This is a genomic window from Actinoplanes sp. NPDC049681 (assembly GCF_044465265.1).
Taxonomy (GTDB): Bacteria; Actinomycetota; Actinomycetes; order Mycobacteriales; family Micromonosporaceae; genus Actinoplanes.
Genome location: NZ_JBITLP010000008.1, coordinates 306,088 through 327,062 on the forward strand (window position 1 = coordinate 306,088; position 20,975 = coordinate 327,062).

General features: G+C 73.6%; 22 protein-coding genes and 2 riboswitches. Of the genes, 12 read left to right on the forward strand and 10 right to left on the reverse strand.

The window, feature by feature from the left end:
* Nucleotides 1-144: 144 nt before the first annotated feature.
* Nucleotides 145-1,710, reverse strand: a complete 1,566-nt coding sequence (locus ACIBO8_RS29015; RefSeq protein ID WP_396118510.1) for a protein kinase — start codon at nucleotides 1,708-1,710, stop codon at nucleotides 145-147.
* 73 nt (nucleotides 1,711-1,783) lie between these two features.
* Here ACIBO8_RS29015 and ACIBO8_RS29020 point away from each other — a divergent pair, with 73 nt between their 5' ends.
* Together ACIBO8_RS29020 and ACIBO8_RS29025 are read left to right on the forward strand one after the other, a co-directional pair.
* Nucleotides 1,784-2,752, forward strand: coding sequence for a DUF6461 domain-containing protein (locus ACIBO8_RS29020; protein ID WP_396118511.1), 969 nt, complete (start codon nucleotides 1,784-1,786; stop codon nucleotides 2,750-2,752).
* A gap of 159 nt (nucleotides 2,753-2,911) precedes the next feature.
* The gene (locus ACIBO8_RS29025; protein ID WP_396118512.1) at nucleotides 2,912-3,229 is read left to right on the forward strand and encodes a hypothetical protein; all 318 of its coding nucleotides are present in this window, start codon (nucleotides 2,912-2,914) and stop codon (nucleotides 3,227-3,229) included.
* 30 nt (nucleotides 3,230-3,259) lie between these two features.
* Here ACIBO8_RS29025 and ACIBO8_RS29030 read toward each other — a convergent pair whose 3' ends face one another.
* The 4 genes from ACIBO8_RS29030 to ACIBO8_RS29045 form a co-directional block, all read right to left on the reverse strand.
* Nucleotides 3,260-4,297 carry a BMP family protein gene (locus tag ACIBO8_RS29030; protein ID WP_396118513.1) on the reverse strand — a complete coding sequence of 346 codons (1,038 nt, stop codon included), beginning with the start codon at nucleotides 4,295-4,297 and terminating at the stop codon, nucleotides 3,260-3,262.
* Nucleotides 4,298-4,305: 8 nt separating this feature from the next.
* Nucleotides 4,306-5,910 carry a methyl-accepting chemotaxis protein gene (locus ACIBO8_RS29035; RefSeq protein WP_396118514.1) on the reverse strand — a complete coding sequence of 535 codons (1,605 nt, stop codon included), beginning with the start codon at nucleotides 5,908-5,910 and terminating at the stop codon, nucleotides 4,306-4,308.
* A gap of 147 nt (nucleotides 5,911-6,057) precedes the next feature.
* Complete coding sequence (locus tag ACIBO8_RS29040; RefSeq protein WP_396118515.1) at nucleotides 6,058-6,285, reverse strand: chaplin family protein; 228 nt, start codon at nucleotides 6,283-6,285, stop codon at nucleotides 6,058-6,060.
* On the reverse strand, nucleotides 6,282-7,289 hold the full coding sequence (locus tag ACIBO8_RS29045) for a DMT family transporter (protein WP_396118516.1): 1,008 nt from the start codon (nucleotides 7,287-7,289) through the stop codon (nucleotides 6,282-6,284). Before ACIBO8_RS29045 ends, ACIBO8_RS29040 begins: the two co-directional genes overlap by 4 nt.
* A 39-nt stretch (nucleotides 7,290-7,328) precedes the next feature.
* On the opposite strand from ACIBO8_RS29045, the gene ACIBO8_RS29050 reads away from it, so the two are divergent.
* The 6 genes from ACIBO8_RS29050 (at nucleotide 7,329) to ACIBO8_RS29075 (ending at nucleotide 13,251) form a co-directional block, all read left to right on the forward strand.
* Nucleotides 7,329-8,633 (forward strand): M20/M25/M40 family metallo-hydrolase, encoded by a 1,305-nt coding sequence (locus ACIBO8_RS29050; protein WP_396118517.1) that lies wholly within the window; start codon nucleotides 7,329-7,331, stop codon nucleotides 8,631-8,633.
* A gap of 25 nt (nucleotides 8,634-8,658) precedes the next feature.
* Nucleotides 8,659-8,775: riboswitch (SAM riboswitch) on the forward strand.
* 83 nt (nucleotides 8,776-8,858) lie between these two features.
* Nucleotides 8,859-10,070, forward strand: coding sequence for an aminotransferase class V-fold PLP-dependent enzyme (locus tag ACIBO8_RS29055; protein WP_396118720.1), 1,212 nt, complete (start codon nucleotides 8,859-8,861; stop codon nucleotides 10,068-10,070).
* A gap of 54 nt (nucleotides 10,071-10,124) precedes the next feature.
* Entirely contained in the window at nucleotides 10,125-10,352 is a 228-nt protein-coding gene (locus ACIBO8_RS29060) for a PspC domain-containing protein (protein WP_396118518.1), read from the forward strand.
* A gap of 78 nt (nucleotides 10,353-10,430) precedes the next feature.
* Nucleotides 10,431-11,948, forward strand: coding sequence for a serine/threonine-protein kinase (locus ACIBO8_RS29065; RefSeq protein WP_396118519.1), 1,518 nt, complete (start codon nucleotides 10,431-10,433; stop codon nucleotides 11,946-11,948).
* Between the two features lie 78 nt (nucleotides 11,949-12,026).
* Nucleotides 12,027-12,860, forward strand: a complete 834-nt coding sequence (locus ACIBO8_RS29070; protein WP_396118520.1) for a cyclase family protein — start codon at nucleotides 12,027-12,029, stop codon at nucleotides 12,858-12,860.
* A gap of 58 nt (nucleotides 12,861-12,918) precedes the next feature.
* On the forward strand, nucleotides 12,919-13,251 hold the full coding sequence (locus tag ACIBO8_RS29075; protein WP_396118521.1) for an STAS domain-containing protein: 333 nt from the start codon (nucleotides 12,919-12,921) through the stop codon (nucleotides 13,249-13,251).
* Nucleotides 13,252-13,271: 20 nt separating this feature from the next.
* On the opposite strand, the gene ACIBO8_RS29080 is transcribed toward ACIBO8_RS29075, so the two are convergent.
* Nucleotides 13,272-14,156 carry an alpha/beta fold hydrolase gene (locus ACIBO8_RS29080; RefSeq protein ID WP_396118522.1) on the reverse strand — a complete coding sequence of 295 codons (885 nt, stop codon included), beginning with the start codon at nucleotides 14,154-14,156 and terminating at the stop codon, nucleotides 13,272-13,274.
* A gap of 45 nt (nucleotides 14,157-14,201) precedes the next feature.
* Nucleotides 14,202-14,759, reverse strand: a complete 558-nt coding sequence (locus ACIBO8_RS29085; protein WP_396118523.1) for an HD domain-containing protein — start codon at nucleotides 14,757-14,759, stop codon at nucleotides 14,202-14,204.
* Between the two features lie 167 nt (nucleotides 14,760-14,926).
* Here ACIBO8_RS29085 and ACIBO8_RS29090 point away from each other — a divergent pair, with 167 nt between their 5' ends.
* The 3 genes from ACIBO8_RS29090 to ACIBO8_RS29100 are packed head-to-tail and all read left to right on the forward strand — an operon-like array spanning nucleotide 14,927 to nucleotide 16,793.
* Complete coding sequence (locus ACIBO8_RS29090) at nucleotides 14,927-15,490, forward strand: universal stress protein (RefSeq protein WP_396118524.1); 564 nt, start codon at nucleotides 14,927-14,929, stop codon at nucleotides 15,488-15,490.
* Entirely contained in the window at nucleotides 15,487-15,675 is a 189-nt protein-coding gene (locus ACIBO8_RS29095) for a DUF1918 domain-containing protein (protein WP_396118525.1), read from the forward strand. The genes ACIBO8_RS29090 and ACIBO8_RS29095 overlap by 4 nt, the downstream gene beginning before the upstream one ends.
* Nucleotides 15,672-16,793, forward strand: a complete 1,122-nt coding sequence (locus tag ACIBO8_RS29100; RefSeq protein WP_396118721.1) for a CaiB/BaiF CoA transferase family protein — start codon at nucleotides 15,672-15,674, stop codon at nucleotides 16,791-16,793. The genes ACIBO8_RS29095 and ACIBO8_RS29100 overlap by 4 nt, the downstream gene beginning before the upstream one ends.
* A gap of 7 nt (nucleotides 16,794-16,800) precedes the next feature.
* On the opposite strand, the gene ACIBO8_RS29105 is transcribed toward ACIBO8_RS29100, so the two are convergent.
* Nucleotides 16,801-18,507, reverse strand: a complete 1,707-nt coding sequence (locus ACIBO8_RS29105) for a serine/threonine-protein kinase (protein ID WP_396118526.1) — start codon at nucleotides 18,505-18,507, stop codon at nucleotides 16,801-16,803.
* Nucleotides 18,508-18,780: 273 nt separating this feature from the next.
* Nucleotides 18,781-18,911: riboswitch (FMN riboswitch) on the forward strand.
* A gap of 68 nt (nucleotides 18,912-18,979) precedes the next feature.
* Between ACIBO8_RS29105 and ACIBO8_RS29110 the strand changes: the two genes are divergently transcribed.
* On the forward strand, nucleotides 18,980-19,696 hold the full coding sequence (locus ACIBO8_RS29110) for a nicotinamide riboside transporter PnuC (protein ID WP_396118527.1): 717 nt from the start codon (nucleotides 18,980-18,982) through the stop codon (nucleotides 19,694-19,696).
* A 76-nt stretch (nucleotides 19,697-19,772) separates the two neighbouring features.
* Here the strand turns inward: ACIBO8_RS29110 and ACIBO8_RS29115 are convergent, their stop codons facing one another.
* Both ACIBO8_RS29115 and ACIBO8_RS29120 read right to left on the reverse strand, forming a co-directional pair.
* Complete coding sequence (locus ACIBO8_RS29115) at nucleotides 19,773-20,135, reverse strand: hypothetical protein (protein WP_396118528.1); 363 nt, start codon at nucleotides 20,133-20,135, stop codon at nucleotides 19,773-19,775.
* A 106-nt stretch (nucleotides 20,136-20,241) separates the two neighbouring features.
* Nucleotides 20,242-20,922, reverse strand: coding sequence for an MBL fold metallo-hydrolase (locus ACIBO8_RS29120; protein ID WP_396118529.1), 681 nt, complete (start codon nucleotides 20,920-20,922; stop codon nucleotides 20,242-20,244).
* Nucleotides 20,923-20,975: the final 53 nt, after the last annotated feature.

Here is a 20,975-nt window from a genome sequence, read left to right on the forward strand (position 1 = left end):
GCCGACATCGCACGGTTCAGCCGGGATTGCAGAGTGGACCGTACCCCAGCGGGCACATGTACCCAGGCGGGCATTTTCGGGCGTATGCGCAGGTCAGGACGGGTGCCGGCGGACCGGTTCAAGGTGCGTGCTGTGATTGATCCCTCAGGCGGGACGGAAGCTGTCGAAGACCAGCTGCAGGTCGTCGCGGGCGCCGTCCCAGTCGGCGTCGCGCGTCTGCCAGTAGATGCCGTACGCCTGATCCGCGTCGACGACGAATCCGCGGTTGTTCACGTGCTGGCGGCTGCTGCTGCCGTCGAAGGTGAACTCCCAGTCGGCGGCCTTGCGGAAGTAGCGGACCTCGCGGATGTGGATCTCGTGGTAGCCGGGGAAGTCGCCGGCCCCGACCCGGTAGTCGGCCTTGCCCCGCCAGTCCGCGACCGGGTTCCACTGGGGATCGTCGGTCTGGTCGATGCCGAGCACCCGGCCGGTGGCCGGATCCCGGAAGTAGACGATCGAGCCCTCCTTGGAGCGCCGCCAGCCCTCGGGCACGTACACGGCGAACCCGGTGCGGTCCCGGTAGTCGCGCCACCCCGCCGGCCGGGGCGGAAGGTGGCGGCCGGCCGCGGGTGACGTCGCCGCCGTCTTCTCGGTAGCTCCTCCGGAGGCCGGCGCCGACGAGGCGGGCGCCGACGAGGGCGGGGCTGCCGACGCCGGGACCGGGGCCGCCGCGGTCGCGGTCGCGGTGGCCGACGGCGTGGTCCGCGCCTCCGTCCGCCCGGGAGAACGGGCCGCCAGCCAGGTGATCGCCCCGGCGGCGACCAGGATCACGGCGATCGCCGCGGCGAGCAGGACGAAGAACCGGCGGCTGCGCTTCTCGACCGGGACGTCGCCGGGCTCCTCCTCGCGGGCGTCGGCGGTGACGGCGAGCAGGCGGCGGCGTGTCTCCGCGACGTCGGTACGCTCGGCCGGGTTTCTGCGGAGCAGCCCGTCCAGGACCGGCTGCAGCGCACCCGCCCGCCGCGGCGGATCCGGCTCGTCCGCGGCGAGTGCGGTCAGCGTCCCGATGGCCGACGGGCGCTCGAACGGAGAGCGGCCCTCGACCGCGGCGTAGAGGGTCGCACCCAGCGACCACAGGTCCGCCGCCGCCGACGCGGTGCCGTCCTTGGCGCGCTCCGGCGACATGTACTGCGGGGAGCCCAGCACCAGCTCGGAGCTGGTCGTGATGACGCTGTCGCCCTCGATGGAGGCGATGCCGAAGTCGGTGAGCACCACCCGGCCGTCGTCGCCGAGCAGGACGTTCGCCGGCTTGACGTCCCGGTGCCGTACGCCCGCCCGGTGCGCCGCCTCCAGCGCGTCGAGCAGTTGCAGACCGATCGCCGCGACCCGCGCCGGCTCGAGGGGACCGTCCTCGCGCAGCACCTGCTGCAACGAGCGCGACGGCACGTACTCCATGACGATCCACGCCCCGCCGTCGTCCTCGAAGACGTCGTAGACCTGGGCGACGTTCGGGTGGCTCAGCCGGGCGGCGGCCCGTGCCTCCTGGAGCATGCGGCGGTGCACGGCGTCGCGTTCGGCGGCGACGAGGTCCGCGGGGAGCACGACCTCCTTGACGGCCACCTGCCGGCCGAGGATCTCGTCGCGGGCGAGCCACACCCGGCCCATGCCGCCGGCGCCGAGGGTCTCCCCCAGCCGGTAGCGCCCGGCGACGCCGACCGGTCCCGCACTCATGCGGGCCGATATACCCCGGCGCGCCCTCGGTCACACCGCCGCCGGGCAGGCCTTACGGCGATACGCTTCCGGCGTGGATGACCTTGCGTACGCCCGTACGCGCGTGGCGGAGCTCGGCCCGGCGTTCTGCCTGACCTTCGTGAAGGGCGTCGACGAGCGGGAAGCCCTGCAGCGGATGGGGGCGTACCCGGACACCGTCGCCGAGCGTGACGGGGCGCGGCTCGACGGCCACGCCGCCGCGGCGATCGTCGGCCGGTGGACGGTGGTCATCGAGCCGGGCGGCGCGGCCGGGGCCGACCACCTCCTCCTGGAGAAGGTCTCGCGGGGCACCGAGGCGCTGTCACTGCTGGCCGACGACAAGGCGTCGCCGCGCTTCACGTACGCGGTCGGCGGCAGCACCGCGGTGGCCTTCGATCCGGCGTACCCGGCGCCGGAGCTCACCTGGGGCTCGGACCCGGAGCTGCTGCGCCACCTCATGCAGGCGATCGGGCTGCGCGAGCCGGCCGGCGAGGACGAGGAGACGTGGCGCGACGCCGAGGCCAAGGCGCTGGTCCTCGCCCAGCGGCTCACCGGGGCGCGGCTGCCGGAGGAGCTGCTCGACCGGCCCCGGGTGTCGGCGCGGCTCGAGCCGTGGTTCGTCGCACCGGTGAACCCGGCCGACCTGCTGCGTCCGGGCCCCCGGTTCGCGGAGCTGTTCGCCGCCGCGGAGGCCGCCCCCGAGGAGCGCAAGCGGGAGGTCGCCGTCGCCGAGGTGCGCCGGCAGGCCGCCGCGGCGGGGGTCGCGGACGCTCCCGGGCTCGGCGCGGCCCTCGACCGGGCGGCGGCCGGTGCCGGCGAGCCGGTCGCCATGGACACCCCGCTGGGCCGCGAGGTGCGCGCCTGGCTCGGCGAGCCCGCGGGAACGCCGCTGCGCAGCCTCGCGGTGGCCCTGCGGGGGGTCCTCGGCCGCGACGCCGACATCGCCCTGCGGGCGGCGCTGCGCGAGGCGACCGGGGTCGATGACGAGGCGGTGCGGACGGCGATCGCGGCGCTCGGCGCCTAGGGAGCGTCTCTCGGATCAGTGCTTCGTTGATGACGCATCATCGACGAAGCTGAGGTCGGCGAAGCACGCCGGCGGCACCAGCCTGTCGCTGTCCGGAACACTGCGCGACGGTGTCCCATTCGTCGGCTCCGACCAGATCCGTGTGCTGCAATGACACCCATGACCGCAGGTGGGCGCTCAACCAGCGAGACGGTTGACATGGTCGTACGCGTCGGCGGTGGGATAGGGATCGCCTGCGTCGGCTCCTGGGTCGCGATCGGCATGTTCCTGCTGATGAACCTCGAGATCCACCCGATCGAAGGGCAAGGGTCCACCCGCCTGGCGATCATCTTCGGTCTCGCGATGGCCGTAGCCATCGTCGCCCCCATGGTCGGCTGGTGGTTCCTGGTACCCCGAGCACGTTGGTGGGGCATCCCCGTCTGCGGGCTCGTCACCGCGGGATTCTTCGGCGTCTCCCTGATCAGCTTCACCAGGTGACCGACCCCGGTGCCGGGGACGGCGGACGCCCTAGCTGGTCGGCACCTTCACCGCGCCGCTGAGGATGCGGTAGCGGGCCTTCTCGAGCTTCGCCTCGTACGGCTTCAGCGCCGGGTTCGAGGTGGAGTAGCCGAGGCCGTCGACCTTGAGGTCGTAGCGCTTGCTGCCGCCCGAGCGATCGCCCTTGATGAACGCCTGGATCTCCTGGAAGACGCTGTTGTCGACACGCTTGAGCATCGAGGTGAGGATGCGGTCCTTCACCGCACCCTCGGCGCTGAGGTACTGGTCGGAGTCCACGCCGATGGCCCAGGCGTCGCCCGCGGCGGCCACGGCCTGCATGGCGCCCTGGCCGGAACCGCCGGCCGCCGAGTAGACGACGTCCGCGCCGTCGGCCAGCAGGGCGGCCGCGGCGGCCTTGCCCTTGTCCGGGCTGCCGAAGCCGCTGAAGTCCGGCGGCTTGCTCAGATAGCGGGCGCCGACCTGAATGCCGGAGTCCACGCTGTGCACGCCCGCCGCGAAGCCGACGCCGAACTTGCGGATCAGCGGGACGTCCACGCCGCCCACGAAGCCGACGTGGTTGGTCTTCGTGGCCAGGGCCGCCGCGACGCCGACCAGGTACGAGCCCTGCTCCTCGGAGAAGAGCAGCGACACCACGTTCTTCGCCTGCACCGAGTCGTCGTCGATGATGACGAACAGCGTGTTCGGGTTCTCCTTGGCGACCGTACCGAGGACGCTGGCGTACAGGAAGCCGACCGCGATCACCGGGTTGCTGCCGGCCTTCACCAGATCCCGCAGCGCGGCGGCGCGCGCATTGTCGTCCGCCCCCTTCGGAGTGACCTCGGTTCCCTCGACCAGGAGCTCCTTCTTCGCCCGGTCCAGGCCGGCCGCGGCCATGTCGTTGAAGCTCTTGTCGCCACGGCCCGCGCTGTCGTACGCGATGCCGACATGGACGGTCTCGCTGCCGAGCCCGGTCAGCGCGCCGGTCGAGACGGTGACCGGCGCCGAGGCGCACGCCGACAGCGTCGCGACGGCGGCGGCGAGCAGGGCGGCGGTGATCCTTCTGCGCATCTGCATCCTCAGTACCGGAACTGCCCGACGGCGTCGCGCAGGGTGGTGGACATGCGGGTCAGCTCGGCGGCGGCCTCGCGGGCGCGGGCCACCTCGGCGGAGGTGACCGACGTCGCGGCGGCGACCGCGCGGATGTTCTCGGCGATGCTGGCCGTACCGCTGGAGGCGGCGACCGCGCCCCGGCTCATCTCGACGGTCGTGGCGGTCTGCTCCTCCACGGCCCCGGCGATGCTGGTCTGGTAGTCGCTGATCCGCGCGATGACCCCGCCGATCTTCTCGATGGCGACCACGGCCGCCTCGGTGTCGCCCTGGATCGCCCGGACCAGGCCGTCGATCTCCTCGGCCGCCTTGGCACTCTCCTGGGCCAGGTCCTTCACCTCGCCGGCGACCACCGCGAAGCCCTTGCCGAGCTCGCCGGCGCGGGCGGCCTCGATGGTGGCGTTGAGCGCGAGCAGGTTGGTCTGCTCCGCGATGCTGGTGATCAGGCGTACGGCGTCACCGATCGCCGAGGACGAGGAGCCCAGGTTGGCGACGGTGCCGTTGGCGGTCTCCGCGGCGCGCACCGCCTCGGCGGCGACGTTGGCCGCGTCGGTGGCGTTACGCGAGATCTCCTGGATGGAGATGCCCATCTCCTCGGAGCCGGCGGCCATCGTGTCGACGTTGCGGTTGACGTCCTCGGCGGCACCGGCGACGAGCTCCGCCTGCAGCGACGTGTCGCCGACCGCGTTCGCGAAGGCGGCGGAGACCGCGTCGAGCTCGGCGGAGGTGCGGGTGAGCGCGTCGGCCTGGGCGGCGACGTCGGAGACGATGGTGCGGACCGAGTTGACCGCCTGCCCGAGCGCGGCCGCCATCTGCCCGACCTCGTCACGCCAGGCGCTCTTGGGTGTCTCGGTCAGGTCACCGTCGGCGATCCGGCGCAGGGCGTCACGGGCGGCGCCGACCGGACCCACGATGCTGCGGGTGACCACGTACGCGGAGACGGCACCGAGCAGCAGCGCCAGCAAAGTCGCGATGCCGATGACCCACTGGGCGCGGTTGGCGTCGCGGGCGGACACGCGGACCGCTTCCACGCTGCGCGCGTCGACCGAGGCGGCGAGCTTCTGGGCCGCCACCATGATCCGGTAGTAGCTGTTGAAGCTGTCGTACATGGCGATCTGGTCGGCGTTCCACAGCGCCTGCTGGGTGCCCGGCTTGTACGTGGCCACGAGCTTGTCGTTGACCGCGACGTACGTGTCCAGCTCCTTGCCGACCTGGGCGAAGAGCGTCTTCTCCGTCGCGGTGAAGGCGGCGGCGTCGACCCGGCCGAGGAAGGTACGGAACGTGTCCCGCTCCTGCTGCCACGCCTTGTACGCCACGGAGTCGCCGCCCAGGGCCCGCGCGGCCCCGAGCCGGTAGATGTCGTTGATGTAGCTCGACTGCCACCCGTTGAGCGTCGCGGCGTGCGTCTTGATCTCCTGGGCCTGGCGCGTCAGCACCTCGAGGCGCCGGACGTCGTTGGCCGAGCCACGCTGCGCCACGATGGTGGCGAAGGCCATGGCCGCGATGCCCAGGAGCAGCACGAGAACCGCGGCGAAGGTGCCGAACAGCCGGGCGCCGATACTGAACCGCCGCACGTGGATTCCCTCCGGTCCGGTGGCAGCACGGAGCCGCCCCACTCATCTGTTCGGCACGCGCACGAAAGAGCTGAGCCACGGGCCCGGCGCCCGGTTCGGGTGATCCTGCGTGCCACCCGCCCCCGGACGCCGGCCGAGCGGTGGTGATCAGCCGTTCGAGCAGTCTCCGGAACCGCCGGCGATGCCGAGGACGGCGAGGGCGTTGCCGCAGGCGTTGGCGCCGACGTGCACCGGCATCGATACGGAGTTGCCGTTCAGCAGCCCGACGTTGCCCCCGGGGCCGTCGCTCGTGCTCGCGCTGGCAGGCCCGGCGGACAGCGCGAGCGCGGCGGCCACCGCGCCTGTGCCGAGTACCAGCCCGTGGAGAAGCTTCATGTCATACCCTTCGATCTTCCGACAGATGCAGGACTCACCGTAGTTGTGAGATCACTCGCAGTTGCCGGATTGACCGAAGAGTCCGCCCTGCGACGTGAGAACACCCCCTGGGAGGTAGCCACACCCGCCAGCACCACGAGCGCGCCGACCGGCTGGAACCACATGAGGTGCTCGCCGAGGACCGTCACACCGACCACGGTGGCCACCACCGGCATGAGGTAGGTGACCGACGCCGACGTGCTCGCGCCGGCGAGCCGGATGACCCGGAAGTTCAGCACGAACGCCACGCCGGTCCCCAGCGCGCCGAGCGCCAAAACACAGCCCACCACCTCCGGCGACAGCGACGCCGGCGCGGGCGGCGCCCCCGCCAGCAGCGGCGCGGCGACCGCCAGCTGGGCCAGGGCCATGAGCAGCTGCGCGGCCGCGATGGAGACCCCGCTGCCCGTGCGCCCGGCGACGAACTTCTTCTGGTACGGGATCGCGACGGCGTAACACATGGCCGCGCCGAAGCACATGAGCTGGCCGGTGAGCTGGGTGCCGCCCACGCCCCGCCACACGCCGAGCACCACCATGACACCCGCGAAGCCGATGCCGATCCCGGCCGCGCGCCGCCGGGTGAACGGCTCGGTGCGGAAGACCAGCGCCGCGAGCGGCAACGCGACCAGCGGCGTGGCGGCGTTCCAGATGCCGGCGAGCACGGAGGAGACCCGCTGCTCGCCGTACCCGAAAAGGGTGAAGGGGAACGTCACGCCCAGCGCGCCCACCACGACGAGGTGGCCCCACAGCCGCGGGTCGCGCGGCAGGCGGTCGCGCGTCAGCAGGAGAATGACGAGCAGGGTCAGGGCGCCGGCGGCGACCCGGGCGAAGGTGAGCCACAGCGGGTGCAGCTCCCGGACGCCGACCTTGATGAACAGGAAGCTGGTCCCCCAGATCGCCGCCAGGGCGAGGAAGCCGGGCAGCCAGCCGCGCAGGGAGTGAGTGTCAGGAGCGGTACGCGATTCCACTCCTGACACTCTGCCGAAGAGGTACGACAATTTCCTCCCATGACGCACCCTGCGGACGAGGTCGTGACCCTCGCGAGCGAGCTCATCGCCATCGACACCACCAACCCCGGCACCCACGGCGGTCCGGGACCTGAGCGGGCGGGCGCCGAATACGTGGCCGCCCGGCTCGCCGAGGCCGGGTACACCAGCGACTACGTCGAGTCCGGCGCACCCGGGCGCGGCAACGTCGTCGCCCGGCTGCCCGGCGCCGACCGGTCGCGGGGCGCCCTGCTGATCCACGGCCACCTGGACGTGGTCCCCGCGGATCCCGCCGAGTGGACGGTCCCGCCCTTCTCCGGCGAGGTCCGCGACGGCTACCTGTGGGGCCGCGGCGCCGTGGACATGAAGGGGATGCTCGCCATGACGCTGGCGGTCGCCCGGCACTTGCGGCGCACCGGTGTCGTACCGCCCCGCGACCTGGTCTTCGCGTTCCTCTCCGACGAGGAGGCCGGTGGGGTGGTCGGGGCCCAGTGGCTGGTCGCGCACCGGCCGGATCTCTTCGAGGGCGTCACCGAGGCGATCAGCGAGGTCGGCGGGTTCTCCGTCAGGCTGCCGGGCGGGCCGCGGGCGTACCTGGTGCAGACGGCGGAGAAGGGCTCGATGTGGCTGCGGCTGGCCGCGCGCGGCACCGCGGGGCACGGCTCGCTGCTGCACACCGACAACCCGATCGGCAAGCTCGCCGCCGCGCTGGCCCGGCTCGACGCGTACCGCTTCCCGGTGGTGCTCACCGAGCCCGTGCGTGAGTTCCTGACCGGGGTCGCGCGGCTCACCGGCGTACCGTTCGACCCCGCCGACCCGGAGACCGCGGTCCGCCGGCTCGGGCATCTCTCCCGGCTGATCGAGCCGGGTCTGCGCGACACCGCCACCGCCACGATCGTCGACGCGGGCACCAAGTCCAACGTCGTGCCCTCGATCGCCCGGGCCCAGCTCGACGGCCGGATGCTGCCCGGGCGCGACGAGGCCTTCCGGGCCGAGCTCGCCCGCGTGCTGGGCCCCGACGTGGCGATCGAGTGGGACAGCCTGCCCGCCGTGCAGACCACCTTCGACGGGAAGCTCGTCGCCGCCATGGCCGCCGCGGTCGACGCCGAGGATCCCGGGGCGCGGCTGTTGCCGTACCTGATGCCGGCCGGCACGGACGCCAAGGCCTTCGCCCGCCTGGGCATCCGCCACCTGGGTTTCGCCCCGCTGCGCCTGCCGCCGGAGCTGGACTTCACCGCGCTCTTCCACGGCGTCGACGAGCGGGTGCCGACCGCGGCGCTGGAGTTCGGGACCCGGGTGCTCGACCGGTTGCTGCGGACGTGCTGAGGGATCATCTGCTACTTTTTCAGCAGGTCATGAGTGCCAGCGCCAAGCCCCGGCTCGCTGGCCGGCAACCCTTCCGTTCGCGATGGGGTGCCCCGGGTGAGGACCGGGCCTGCGCCGGCACCGGCGCGGGCAAGCGCGGACCCCGTGGGGGTCCCTGACCTCGCGGAGGTTCCCGTGACCCTGGCTCTGCAGCACGATCTGGACGTCGTCGGCGACGACGCGGCCGTGCGCCTCACCACCGGCGAGACCGTCCGGTTCGCCCACCTCGACCACGCCGCCTCGGCGCCCTGCGTGCGCGCCGCAGCGGACGCCGTCCAGGCCCTGCTGCCCTGGTACGGCAGCGTCCACCGCGGCGCCGGCATCCGTTCGCAGACCTCGACGCTGGAGTACGAGCGCGCCCGCGACCTGGTGGCGTCCTTCGTCGGCGCCCGCCCGGGCGACACCGTCGTATTCACCCGCAACACCACCGACGCGCTGAACCTGCTGGCGCGTGCCCTGCCGCCGGGCACCACCACGATCGTCTTCGACGGCGAACACCACGCCAACCTGCTGCCGTGGCCCCGGCAGCGCCGGTTGCCGTGCCCGGACAGCCCGGACGCGGCGGTCGCGGCCGTCGAGGAGGCGCTGCGGACGGTACGCGGGCCCGCCCTGCTCGCGGTGACCGGCGCGAGCAACGTGACCGGCGAGGTGTGGCCGGTGCGCCGGCTGGCCGACGTGGCGCACGCGTACGGCGCCCGCGTGGTCGTCGACGCCGCCCAGCTGGCCCCGCACTCCCCCGTCGACCTGACCGCCCTCGGCGCCGACTATCTGGCGTTCTCCGGGCACAAGCTGTACGCACCGTTCGGCGCCGGCGTGCTCGCCGGGCGCTGCGACTGGCTGGACGCCGCGTCGCCGTACCTCGCCGGGGGCGGCGCGAGTGCCGTCGTCGGGGACCGTCCCGGCGAGGTGACCTGGGCCGCGGGGGCGGCCCGGCACGAGGGCGGCACCCCCAACCTGCTGGGCGCGGTGGCGCTGGCTGCGGTGTGCGCGGCGCTGGCCCGGGCGGATCGTGCGGCGCTGCACGAGCGCGAGCAGGGCCTGCTGACCCGGCTGCGCGACGGGCTCGCGCGGGTGCCGGGCGCCGTGGAGGTCGGCGCCTTCGGCGGCGGCGTACCCCGGGTCGGGATCGTCTCCCTCGCCCTGCCCGGGCACGATCCGGCCGTCGTGGCGGCCCGGCTGGCCGACCGGTACGGCGTCGGGGTCCGCGCCGGCCAGTTCTGCGCCCACCCGCTGACCCGCCGGCTCACCGCCTCGGCCGGTGCCGCCGCGTGCGGGGCCGGCGCCACCGGGCTGCTGCGGGTGAGCTTCGGCCTGGGCACCCGCGACGACGACATCGACCGGCTGGTGCAGGCCCTGGGCGATCTCCTGAGCCGGCCGGGGTCCGGGGATCAGGGTTAACTCGGGGGCCGCTCCCGATGCCGGTCGGGTACGCGCCGGGCGACGCTGGATCCCATGAACGCCTTCTCCGACTCCATGACCCGTCAAGGCCTCGTCCGTCCCCGCGAGGGCCGCATGCTCGGGGGTGTCTGCGCCGGGCTGGCGCGCCGCTTCGGGCTCGACCCGTGGCTCACCCGCCTGCTCTTCGTCCTGGTGCTGCTCGCGATCCCCGGCAGCCAGCTGCTCGTCTACCCGCTGCTGTGGATCCTGATGCCGGGCGAGAAGCCGGGCTACCCGCTCTGACCTCGGGGCACCACCGGCACCGCACCCGGGCGGTAGGGTGCGGGTCGGTGTGCCCCCGCGAGGTGAGATGAGGGATCGATGAGCCGGCCGCTGCTCCCCGGTGACCCGCGCCGGCTCGGCCGCTACACCGTTCTCGCCCGCCTCGGCCAGGGCGGGATGGGCACCGTCTACCTCGGCGAGGCACCGGACGGCCGCGAGGTCGCGATCAAGATGGTCCGGCCGGAGTTCTCCCACGAGGCCGAGTTCCGGGGCCGGTTCCGCAGCGAGGTGAACCGGGCGAAGCAGGTGCCGCCCTTCTCCACCGCCGAGGTGATCGACGCCGACCCGGACCACGACCCGCCCTACCTGGTCGTCGAGTACGTCGACGGCCCCAGCCTGGCCGCGGTGGTGCGCGACCGGGGTCCGCTGGGCGAGGCGGCGGTGCACACCCTGGCCGTCGGGATCGCCACCGCCCTCACCGCCATCCACGGCGCCGGCGTCATCCACCGCGATCTCAAGCCCGCGAACGTCCTGCTCGCCCGCGGCGGGCTCAAGGTCATCGACTTCGGCATCGCCAAGCCGCTCGAGGCCACCAGCCACCACACCGCCGTGGACCAGATGGTAGGCACCGTCTCCTACATGGCGCCCGAGCGCCTGGAGCCCGTCCCGGGACAGGCGGCGGCCTTCCCCGCCGACGTGTTCGCCTTCGGCGTCGTCATCGCGTACGCGGCGACCGGCCGTACGCCGTTCGCCGCCGACTCGGCCCCGGCGACCGCCCTGCGGATCCTGACCGGGACGCCGGACCTGACCGGGGTTCCGGGCACACTACGGGATCTGATCGCCCGTGCGCTCGCCCGGGATCCCGCCGATCGGCCCACCGCCCGTGAGGTGCTCGACGCCCTGCTGTCCGGGCCCATGCCGGCCTCGGAACCACCCGTGCCGCCCGCGGCGCCCCGCCCGCCCGGCGAACCGCCGGAGGCCTGGCGTACACCGCCGCCCGCCCCGGTCTTGCGGCCACGGCGTACCCGCCGCGGCGTCCTGCTGGTCGGCGCCGCGCTGCTCACCGCGGCCGTGGTGGGCGCCGGCCTCCTCCTTGCCCGCAGTGGGGGGACACCCGAGCCGGAAGCGCAGCCCGCAGCGGTGGCGCCGGCGAGCCCGTCGGCGACGCCGGACGGCATCCTTGTGGGCAGCCGGCGGACCCTGCTGCACCTGGCCGGGATCGACCGGGACCTGGCGCTGCCCGACACCGGACCGGCCCGCGCGTCGGACGGCACCGGGCCGGACGCCCTGTTCGTGCTCGAGTCGTACGGCGTCGACTACCTCATCAAGGCGGTACGCCCGGGACCCCACGGTCAGGAGCGCTGCCTGGGAGTGAAGATCAACCCGGACGGGCCGGGGTCGCTGGTCGCCACGGCCTGCGAGGCCACCAAGGCCACGATCTTCGGGATCCAGCCGGCGGAGGGGCGCGACGAGAAGGGGCGGCCGACGTACACCATCGGCAACGAGGCGTACGGCCTCGTGCAGTGGAGCGAGAACCGCCGCGCCGTGTACGTCGAGGAGGCCGGCGACTCCCCCAACCTGCTGAGCTTCAGCCTGGTGGACCGCGGCCCGGTCTGACCACGGGCCGTCAGGGCCTTGCCACTGCGCGTCATCCTGTGATCGCCTCGGAGGACCACCTTCGAGAGGAGCGGCGCAATGTGCACAGAGGAGTGTCTTCGCCAGGCCACCGGCGCACGGGTGACCCGCCGCGCGGCACTGTTCGGCGCGGCCGCCGCGGCGGGCGGGCGGGCCCTGTCCGAGCCGGCGACGGCCGCGGCACCCGCCTCCGCGTTGACCGGACCGCGGCGCGGGTTGCGGGACCTGACCTATCCGTTGACCACGACGTTCCCCCCGTTCGCGGACGGTGAGGAGGCGCGGCGGCGCACGTACGTGACGATCGAGGACGACGGCTACTACATGCAGGAGTGGCGACTGGTCGAGCACACCGGCACCCATGTGGACGCACCAGGACATTTCACCGCCGGCGGACGCCTGTCGCCCGAGCTGACCCTCGAAGAGCTCATCGTGCCGGCGGTGGTGGTGGACATCGCCCGCAAGGCGGCCGCGGACCCCGACGCCGAGGTCACCGTCGGCGACCTCAGGACCTTCGAGCACCGGTACGACCGGATCCCGCGCGGCGCCGCGGTGCTCATGTACTCCGGCTGGGGCGCGAAGGCCGGCTCGACGGACGCGTACCGGGGCACGGACGCGGACGGGGTGCTGCACTTCCCCGGGTTCAGTGCGGACGCCTGCGAGTGGCTGCTGGAGAAGCGGGCCGTCCGGAGCCTGGGTGTCGACACGCTCAGCATCGACCCGGGCCGCTCCGAGGACTTCCCCGTGCACCTGACGCTGACCGGCGCCGACCGCTACGGCGTGGAGAACCTCGCCAACCTCGGGTCCGTCCCGCGCCGCGGCGCGACGATCGTCGTCGGCCTGCTCCCGTTCGAGCAGGGGTCGGGCGGCCAGGCCCGCGTCTTCGCCGTTTGGTGACGTCGCACGGGTGACTCCCGGCGAGCCGATCACGCCGATCGCGGCTACCCTCGGGCAGATGACCAGGAACGCTTTGGTCGCGTACGAGGACGTCACCACGGACGGTCTGCTCGTCGCGGCGCTCGACGGAGACCTCGACCTCGACTGTGCCGACGAGGTGCGCGACAGCCTCGCCGCGGCCGCCACGGGCACCGGCTGCCGCTACCTGCACGTCGACGTCAGCCGCCTGACCTTCATCGACTCGTACGCCCTGGGCGCGCTGGTCAGCGCCCGCAACTCGGCGGCGGCCGCCGGCGTCACCCTGACGCTGGTCGACCCGTCGCAGCCGGTGCGCAAGGCCATCCAGGTCACCGGCCTGGCGGACGTCTTCGGGCTGCCGCCGGCCGACTGAGGCGCCGGGTGCGTCCGGCGTCAGCCGGCGTCCACGACAGCCCGCCGGACGTTCGCGACGATGGCTTCGGTGATCCGCGGCCACAGCTCACGCGGCAGGTCGTGGCCCATGCCGGGAACGGTCAGCAACCGGGCGCCCGGGATCGCCGCGGCCGTCGCCCGGCCGCCGCTCACGTCGACGAGCGGGTCGTCCTCGCCGTGCACGACCAGCGTCGGTGCCGTCACCTCCCGCAGGCCCGGGGTGCGGTCGGGCGAGGCGATCACCGCCGCGTACTGCCGCAGCGTCCCCAGCGGACGGTACGCCCGGTCGTACTTGGCCGACGCCCGGCGCAGCAGCTCCTCCTCGGTGGCGGGGAAGCCGGGCGAGCCGATGACCCGCGCCCCGGCGACGGCGGCGGCGAGAACCTCCTCGCGGCTGGTGGCGGGCGGGCGGCCGAGCAGCGCCGCCGCTTCCGGGGTCGAGCGGCCCACCGTACGGTCACCGGTGGTCGACATGATCGAGCAGAGGCTGGCGACCCGCCCGGGGTGGTCCACGGTGAGCTGCTGCGCGATCATCCCGCCCATCGACGCCCCGACCACGTGAGCGCGCGTGATGCCGAGCACGTCGAGCAGGCCCGCGGTGTCGGCGGCCATGTCGGCCAGCAGATACGGCGCCACCGACCGATCGCCGGACAGCAGCGCGGCGAAGTCCGGCACGCCGAGATTCTCGAGCTGCGTGGACAGTCCCGCGTCCCGGTTGTCGAAGCGGACGACGCGCAGCCCCTCGCCGGCGAGCAGCTCGCAGAATTCCTGCGGCCAGTCGACGAGCTGCGCACCCAGGCCCATGATCAGCAGCAGCGGGGGTGCCGCCGGGTCACCCAGGGTCTCGTACGCCAGCTCGACGCCGTTGGTCCTCGCTATCGGCACGATGCCGCCTCCCCTCACTCCGGGGCCAGCTTGCCAGGGCCTGCGTCAGAGCGCGACCCTCAGGCAGCGCTCGACCCGGTCGGCGACCGCCGCGAGATACGGGCCGCGCAGGTGGTCGACCTTCGCGTTCCACGACGCGGGACCGTGCCGGAGCAGCATCTCCTCGTGCCGGTCGGTGGCGGTGACCCGGTCGCCGCGCGGGCCCACCGTCTGGTCCGCGTAGGTCAGCGCGTCCGACATCGCGTCCTCCACCCACGGGTACGCGGCGAGCCGCTCCCCCAGCCCCCGCGCGGCCGCGACGAACCGGGCCCCGGAGTGGTGGGCGACCTGCGTGGCGATCGACAGGGGCCAACCCCGCCCGGCGAGGTGGTCGGCGCCGTCCAGCGGATGGAAGCCCGTGACGACGGCCGGGTCGGCGTACCCGATGTCGTGCAGCCAGGCGGCGCACACCAGGACGTCGCCGTCCAGATCGAGCGCGGACGCCAGCTCCGCCGCCCGCTGCGCGACGCCGATGGTGTGCCGCCAGCGATCGCCCATCGTGCCGAGCAGCCCGAACGCGACCTCGCGGGCCGCGGTGGCGAGGGCGGGGGTGCGTACCGTCATCGGCGGATCGTCGTCCCCGAAGGTGAACGGAAGCTTGCGCGCCCGTGCACGGTGACTGAATCACCCGCTCGGGCAACGGCGGGACCATCGACCCTGGCCGTAGCGCCCGAAAAGCGCCATGCTGAGAGGGACGCCCCCGTACGCGTCAGCGGAGGGACGGGTGAGCCATGACCTCTGGACTTTCCGACACCGACACCGGGACCGGCATCCGCGCCGGGGACGTCGCCGCGGCGATCCTCGCGAGAGGTGCCGGTGAAGCCGTCGTGGTGCCGGGATGCGCCCGTCCGGCACCGCGGGCCGCGGTCGTCGCGGCGGTCGACGACGACGGCAACCCCGGACCGGTCGTGCGGTACGCCGCCGCCGAGGCCCGCCGCCGCTCCGTACCGCTGCGGGTCGTCCACGTGTGGGGTGAACGCGGCACGGCCCGGGACGCCCACGACGCCATGTGCGACGCCGACCGCCTGCTGTCCGCGGTCCTCTACGACCATCTCGGCGACAGCGACGCCGCGGCCGCCGAACGCGAGATCCTGCACGACGACGATCCGGCACGGGCGCTGTGCGCGCTCAGCGCCGACGCCTCGCTGCTCGTCGTGGCGGCCGGCCACGGCGCCGCACCCCTCGGGCACACCGCGCGGGCCCTGATCGGCGTGACGCGCTGCCCCTTGGCCGTGTTGCCCCCTGCGAGCACCGGATTCGTCCAGAAAGGCGCCCCGACACAGGAGGAACGATGATCGCGCACACCGGAGACCGGCTCGTCTTCAAGGGAGTCCACGTCGGCGACCCTCAGCGGATCGGAGTGATCGTGGACGTGCCCCACCCCGACGGCACCCCGCCGTACCGGGTCCGCTGGCTGGACACCGACCACGAGGCACTGGTGTTCCCCGGTCCCGAAGCACACGTGGAGGCCGCGCGCTGAGCCCGCCGTCGGGACCCCTGGCCGGCGTACGGGTGGTGGAGCTGGCCGGCCTGGCCCCCGGGCCCTTCGGCGGCATGCTCCTCGCCGACCTGGGCGCGGACGTGGTGCGGGTGGACCGGGCCGGCCCGCCCGCACCGGACTCCCTGGCCCCGCCCTCCGGCGGGCCGCTGCAGCGCAGCCGCCGCGTCACCGCGCTCGATCTCAAGTCGCCGCCGGGGGTGGCCGATCTGCTGCGCCTCGCCGATCACGCCGACGTGCTGATCGAGGGCTATCGGCCCGGCGTCGCCGAGCGCCTCGGCTTCGGCCCGGACGTGTGCCTGCGGCGCAACCCCCGTCTCGTGTACGCCCGGATGACGGGCTGGGGCCAGCAGGGACCGCTGGCACACCGGGCCGGCCACGACATCGACTACATCGCGGTCGCCGGTGCGCTGGATCCGCTCGGACGCGCCGGCCAGGCTCCGCACGCGCCGCTGAACCTGCTCGGAGACTTCGCCGGCGGGGGGATGCTGCTGGCCCTGGGCGTGCTCGCCGCCCTGCTCGAACGGGAGCGCTCCGGCGCCGGGCAGGTCGTCGACGCGGCGATGGTCGACGGTTCGGCGCTGCTCACGGCGTTCCTGCACGGCATGATCGGCGCGGGACGGTGGAACGGGCCGCGCGGCACCAACCTGCTGGACGGGGGCGCGCCGTTCTACGACACGTACGCCGCGGCGGACGGCGGTTTCCTGGCCGTCGGCGCCCTCGAACCGGCGTTCTACGCGAACCTGCTCGCGGGGCTTGGCCTCGACGGCGACCCCGGCCTGCCGGACCAGTACGACCGCGGCGGGTGGCCGGTGCTGCGGCAGCGCTTCACGGAAGCGTTCGCGCGGCGTACCCGGGACGAGTGGACGGCGATCTTCGACGGCCGGGACGCCTGCGTGGCGCCCGTGCTCTCCCCGGCCGAGGCACCCCGGCATCCGCACAATCGGGCCCGGGGCACCTTCGTCGAGGTCGGCGCCGACACGCAACCCGCCCCGGCGCCGCGCTTCGGCCGGACGCCGGCCGCCCCGCCGCGGCCCGCGCCGGACCCGGAGCGGGACCGGGTCAGCGTCGCGGAGGTGCTGCGGGAATGGGCGCCCTGAACCCGGCTCACCAGTCGAACTCGACGCCCCGCACCGTGCCGCCCGGTAACAGGGAACGCCCGGTGTACCGCCAGCTCTCCACCACCACGTAGCGGTGCCCGTGCGGGGCGGCGAGGTCGGCCGGCCCGCAGGTCTGCTCCAGCTTGAAGTCGGTGAACATCAAACCCTCACAGGTGTACGGCCCGGCCACCACATCGTCGGTACGCGCGTCCCGGACCGTCAGGGAGACGTCCGCCTGCACGCCCGGGGTGGCCTCCATCCGGCCCATGACCCGTACCTCGGAGCCGAGGGCATGGCACGGCTGGGCGAGCACCGGGTGGCCGACGTCCCATTCGTACTCGTCGCCGCACCGGTACGGCCCGAAGGCCACGTCGGCCTGCCCGCCCACCTTGCCGGCTCCGGTGTCCACGCCCGCACCGGCCGACGCCGCCACCTGCGGACCGGCGTCGTCCTTGCGCGTGTGGTGTGCGGCGAGGCCGGGCAGGTCCGGCGCCGTCCCGGCCACCTGCACCGCCTTGAGCGCGGGTGCCGCACCCGTGGCCGTCGTCGCCGCCGGAAGCGCGGACCGGTCCGGCACCACCGCGGGATCGGCACCGGGCAGGAGGGCCTGGTTGCCGGCCGCCCGGTTCTGCCGTACCTGCCACACGCTGTAGCCGCTGAGGGCCGAGCCGGCGAGCGCTCCGGCGATCAGCAGGGCCAGCGCACCCCGCCGGCCCCAGGCCCAGCTGCGGGGGCGGTTCGGCGGCCGCCGCTTCGGGCGCACCCGGACGCCGGGCGGCGGCGACACCGCGGACACCGCCGGCCCGGGAGCCACCGGCGGCGCCGCCAGCGCCGGTACGCCGGCCAGCTCGTCGCGCAGCTGCCGCAGCGTCAGCTCCAGCTCCGCGGCCGACGGGCGTGACGCCGGATCCTTGCCGAGGCACCGGCCGATCACCCGCCATACCGGGTCCGGCATGCCCTCCGGACGCCGGGGCGTCTCGTCGAGGTGGCCGCGCAGCACGGCGAAGGGCTCACCCGTGTACGGCGTACGGCCGGCCACCAGTTCGAAGAGGACGATGCCCAGGGCGTACACGTCAGCGGCGGGTGTGGCGTCGCCGCCGCTGATGGCCTCCGGCGCCATGTAGTGAGGAGTGCCGATGACCGCGTGCGGGGTGGTGACCCCGGGCGCGTCCAGCACCCGGGCGATGCCGAAGTCGGTGAGGCGTACGTCGGCACGCTCGGCCCGCACCTGCAGCAGGATGTTGTCGGGCTTGACGTCGCGGTGCACCACGCCCAGCGAGTGCGCCTGGTTCAGCGCCGCGGCGACCTGGGCCAGCAGCCGCGCCGCCTCCGCCGGCTCCAGCGTGCCGGCGTCGCGCAGCCGTTCCCGCAGGCTGCCACCGCCCACGAAGTCCATGGCCAGCGCCAGTGACTCCCCCACACTGAACAGGTCGCGGACGCCGACGATGTGCTCGTGCCGCAGCATCTTGAGGATCGACCGCTCCTGCACGAACCGGGTGACGAGCTTCGGCTGCCGCAGCAGGCCCTCGTGCAGCAACTTCACCGCCACCTGGTCGCCGGAGGTCTGCTCCAGGCCGCGCCACACCGTGCCGGTGGCGCCGTGCCCGACCGGGCAGATCAGGACGTACGAGTTCCCGACGCAGCGCCCGCTGAGATCCACCGTCGCGGCCTCGTCGCTGGGCTGTCTCGCGCGGATCGCGGGGATGTGCGACACGTGTCGTCGGGTCCTTCCATCTTCTGGGTCCTGGCGGCGTCCACCTTCCCGCCCGGGGATCGGCGGGGGCGCCGACGATCGTGGCGGCCGGTACGCACGACGACAAGGCACGAACGCCCGAACTGTCGCCAGCCGCGACCCTCGCCGCCCACCCGTCACCGCGTACCCATGACCTCGTTGGGCAGGGTTGTGCCGTCACCATCGATGTGTCGTGCATCGCTTGTCCCGGCGCCGGGGCCGAACGGGACTACGATCCGACTCAGCACCATCGTTCAGCGTGCTCCGGGGTCGGTGAAAATCCGAACCGGCGGTGACAGTCCGCGACCCGACCGCAGCCGGCGGCCGGTTGACCCGGTGAAATTCCGGGACCGACGGTGAAAGTCCGGATGGGAGGCAGCACGCGGACGGTCATGAACCCGCGTGCGCGGTCGCTCCCCGGCGTGCACCTCTGTCGTACACGGAGGTGATCCGGATGCACTGGCTGGACAGCCTGCTGACCGCGTTCTACGACGCCAAGTGGCAGGTCACCGACACCCAGGCGATCTATTACCGGGAGATCGTCGGCAACGCGTTCGGGCTCGGCTCGGCCCTGTTCGGCCTGCGCCGCAGCGCCTGGGCGTGGCCCGTCGGCATCGTCGGCAACGTCCTGCTCCTCACCGTCTTCCTGGGCCAGGCGGTCGGCAACGACCAGGGCACCCCGCTCTACGGTCAGGCCTCCCGCCAGGTCTTCTTCATCGCGACCAGCGTCTACGGCTGGTGGCGCTGGCGCCGCAACCGCCACGCCCCGGGCGGGGCGGCCGTGGTGCCGCACTGGGCGTCCCCGCGCCAGCGCGCGGTGGTGGTCGCGCTGGCCCTGTCCGCCGTGGTCCTCTGCTTCTTCGTCTTCCGTGCCGTCGGGGCGGGCTTCCCGGTCCCGTGGTGGTACTACCTCGCCGACTCGTGGATCTTCGTGGGGTCGATCCTGGCGACCTACGCGATGGCCCGCGGCTGGGTCGAGTTCTGGCTCTGCTGGATCGCCGTGGACCTGGTGGGCGTGCCCGAGCTGCTGCACTTCCGCTACTACCCCTCGGCCGTCCTGTACGCCGTCTACGCGGGGTTCGTGATCTGGGGCTTCGTCGTGTGGCTGCGGGTCTCGCGGACGGCGCAGGCGCAGCGGATCGACTCCCCCGCCATGGAGACCGTCGCCTGACCGTACGCCGCTGCGCCCGCTCCTCCTGGGCGCCGTGGCGCCACCGGCCGCTGAACCACGACCGGTGGCGCCACGTTCAGTTCGCCGGGCCCCGCCCGGGCCCGCCGCCCTCGGTGATCGCCGTCAGGTCGGCACTGACGTCGTACATGACCCGGGCGCCGGCCTTGGTGCCGAAGACGTCGTACGAGCCGTCGGGATCCTTCCGCACGCCGGTCACGGTGACCCGGGAATCCTTCGCCGTAACGGCAGAGGTGACCTTGGTGGCCTCGTCTCCGGTGACCGGGGCGTCCGCAGACCCGCCGGGCCCCGCGGCCGCACCGGCCGACGAGCTGGGCGCGGGCATGGCAGTGGCGGCGCTGGCCATCGTCGACCCGCCGAGGGCCAGCCCGCCCACGGCGACGACGCCTGCGGCGATCAGACCGATCTTCTTCCGGGACACGGGAACTCCTTCGGTTCGGCGGACCGGCCTCATGCCGTCCCGCATGACCTCAGAGTCGGCGCCCCGTCTGTGTACGCAGTGTGACCGCCGTAGGCGCGAACTGCGACTATTTACCGGCCGCGACGTAGGCGCGGAACGCCTCCACCGCCCGGCCGTTCAGGGCGCGGCCGTGGCCGAAGACGGCATGCTCGAACTCCAGGCCGGCGAGCTTCTCCACGCTGCGCCACTGGGCGTCGAGATCCGCCGAGACCATCTTGGGCGCGCTGCCGATCTTCCCGCTCCGACCCCCGGCGGCCGCATCCCCGGCGAAGAGAATGCCGCCGTCCCGGTCCAGCAGGTACGACAGATGCCCCGGCGTGTGACCCGGCGTGTGCACAGCGGTGAACCCCGGCAGCGGCGTGGCGCTGTCCGTGGTGATGATCTCGTCCACGGGTGCCGGTTCGGCCTTGCCGAGGAACAGGCCGACGAGCCGGACCACCGGGTGCGGCATGTACGCCTGTGCCTCGCCCGTCACGTACGGAACATCGTCCTGATGGGCGACCACCCGCGCGCCGGAGCGGCGCCGGACCTCGGCAAGGCCGCCGGTGTGGTCGACGTGATGGTGGGTGAGCAGGATCGTGGTGACGTCACCGATCTTGCGCCGGATGTCGTGCAACGCCCGGCCGATCCGCGCCGACCGGCCCGGCAGCCCGGTGTCGACCAGCACGACACCGTCGTCGGTCACCACCAGGTGCACGTGGACATAGCCGATCCCGACCTCGAAGACCCCGTCGACCACTTCCCGCATGGCGTGATCATGCCACTTCGGACGGCGCAGACCATGATGCGCGCCGCGACACT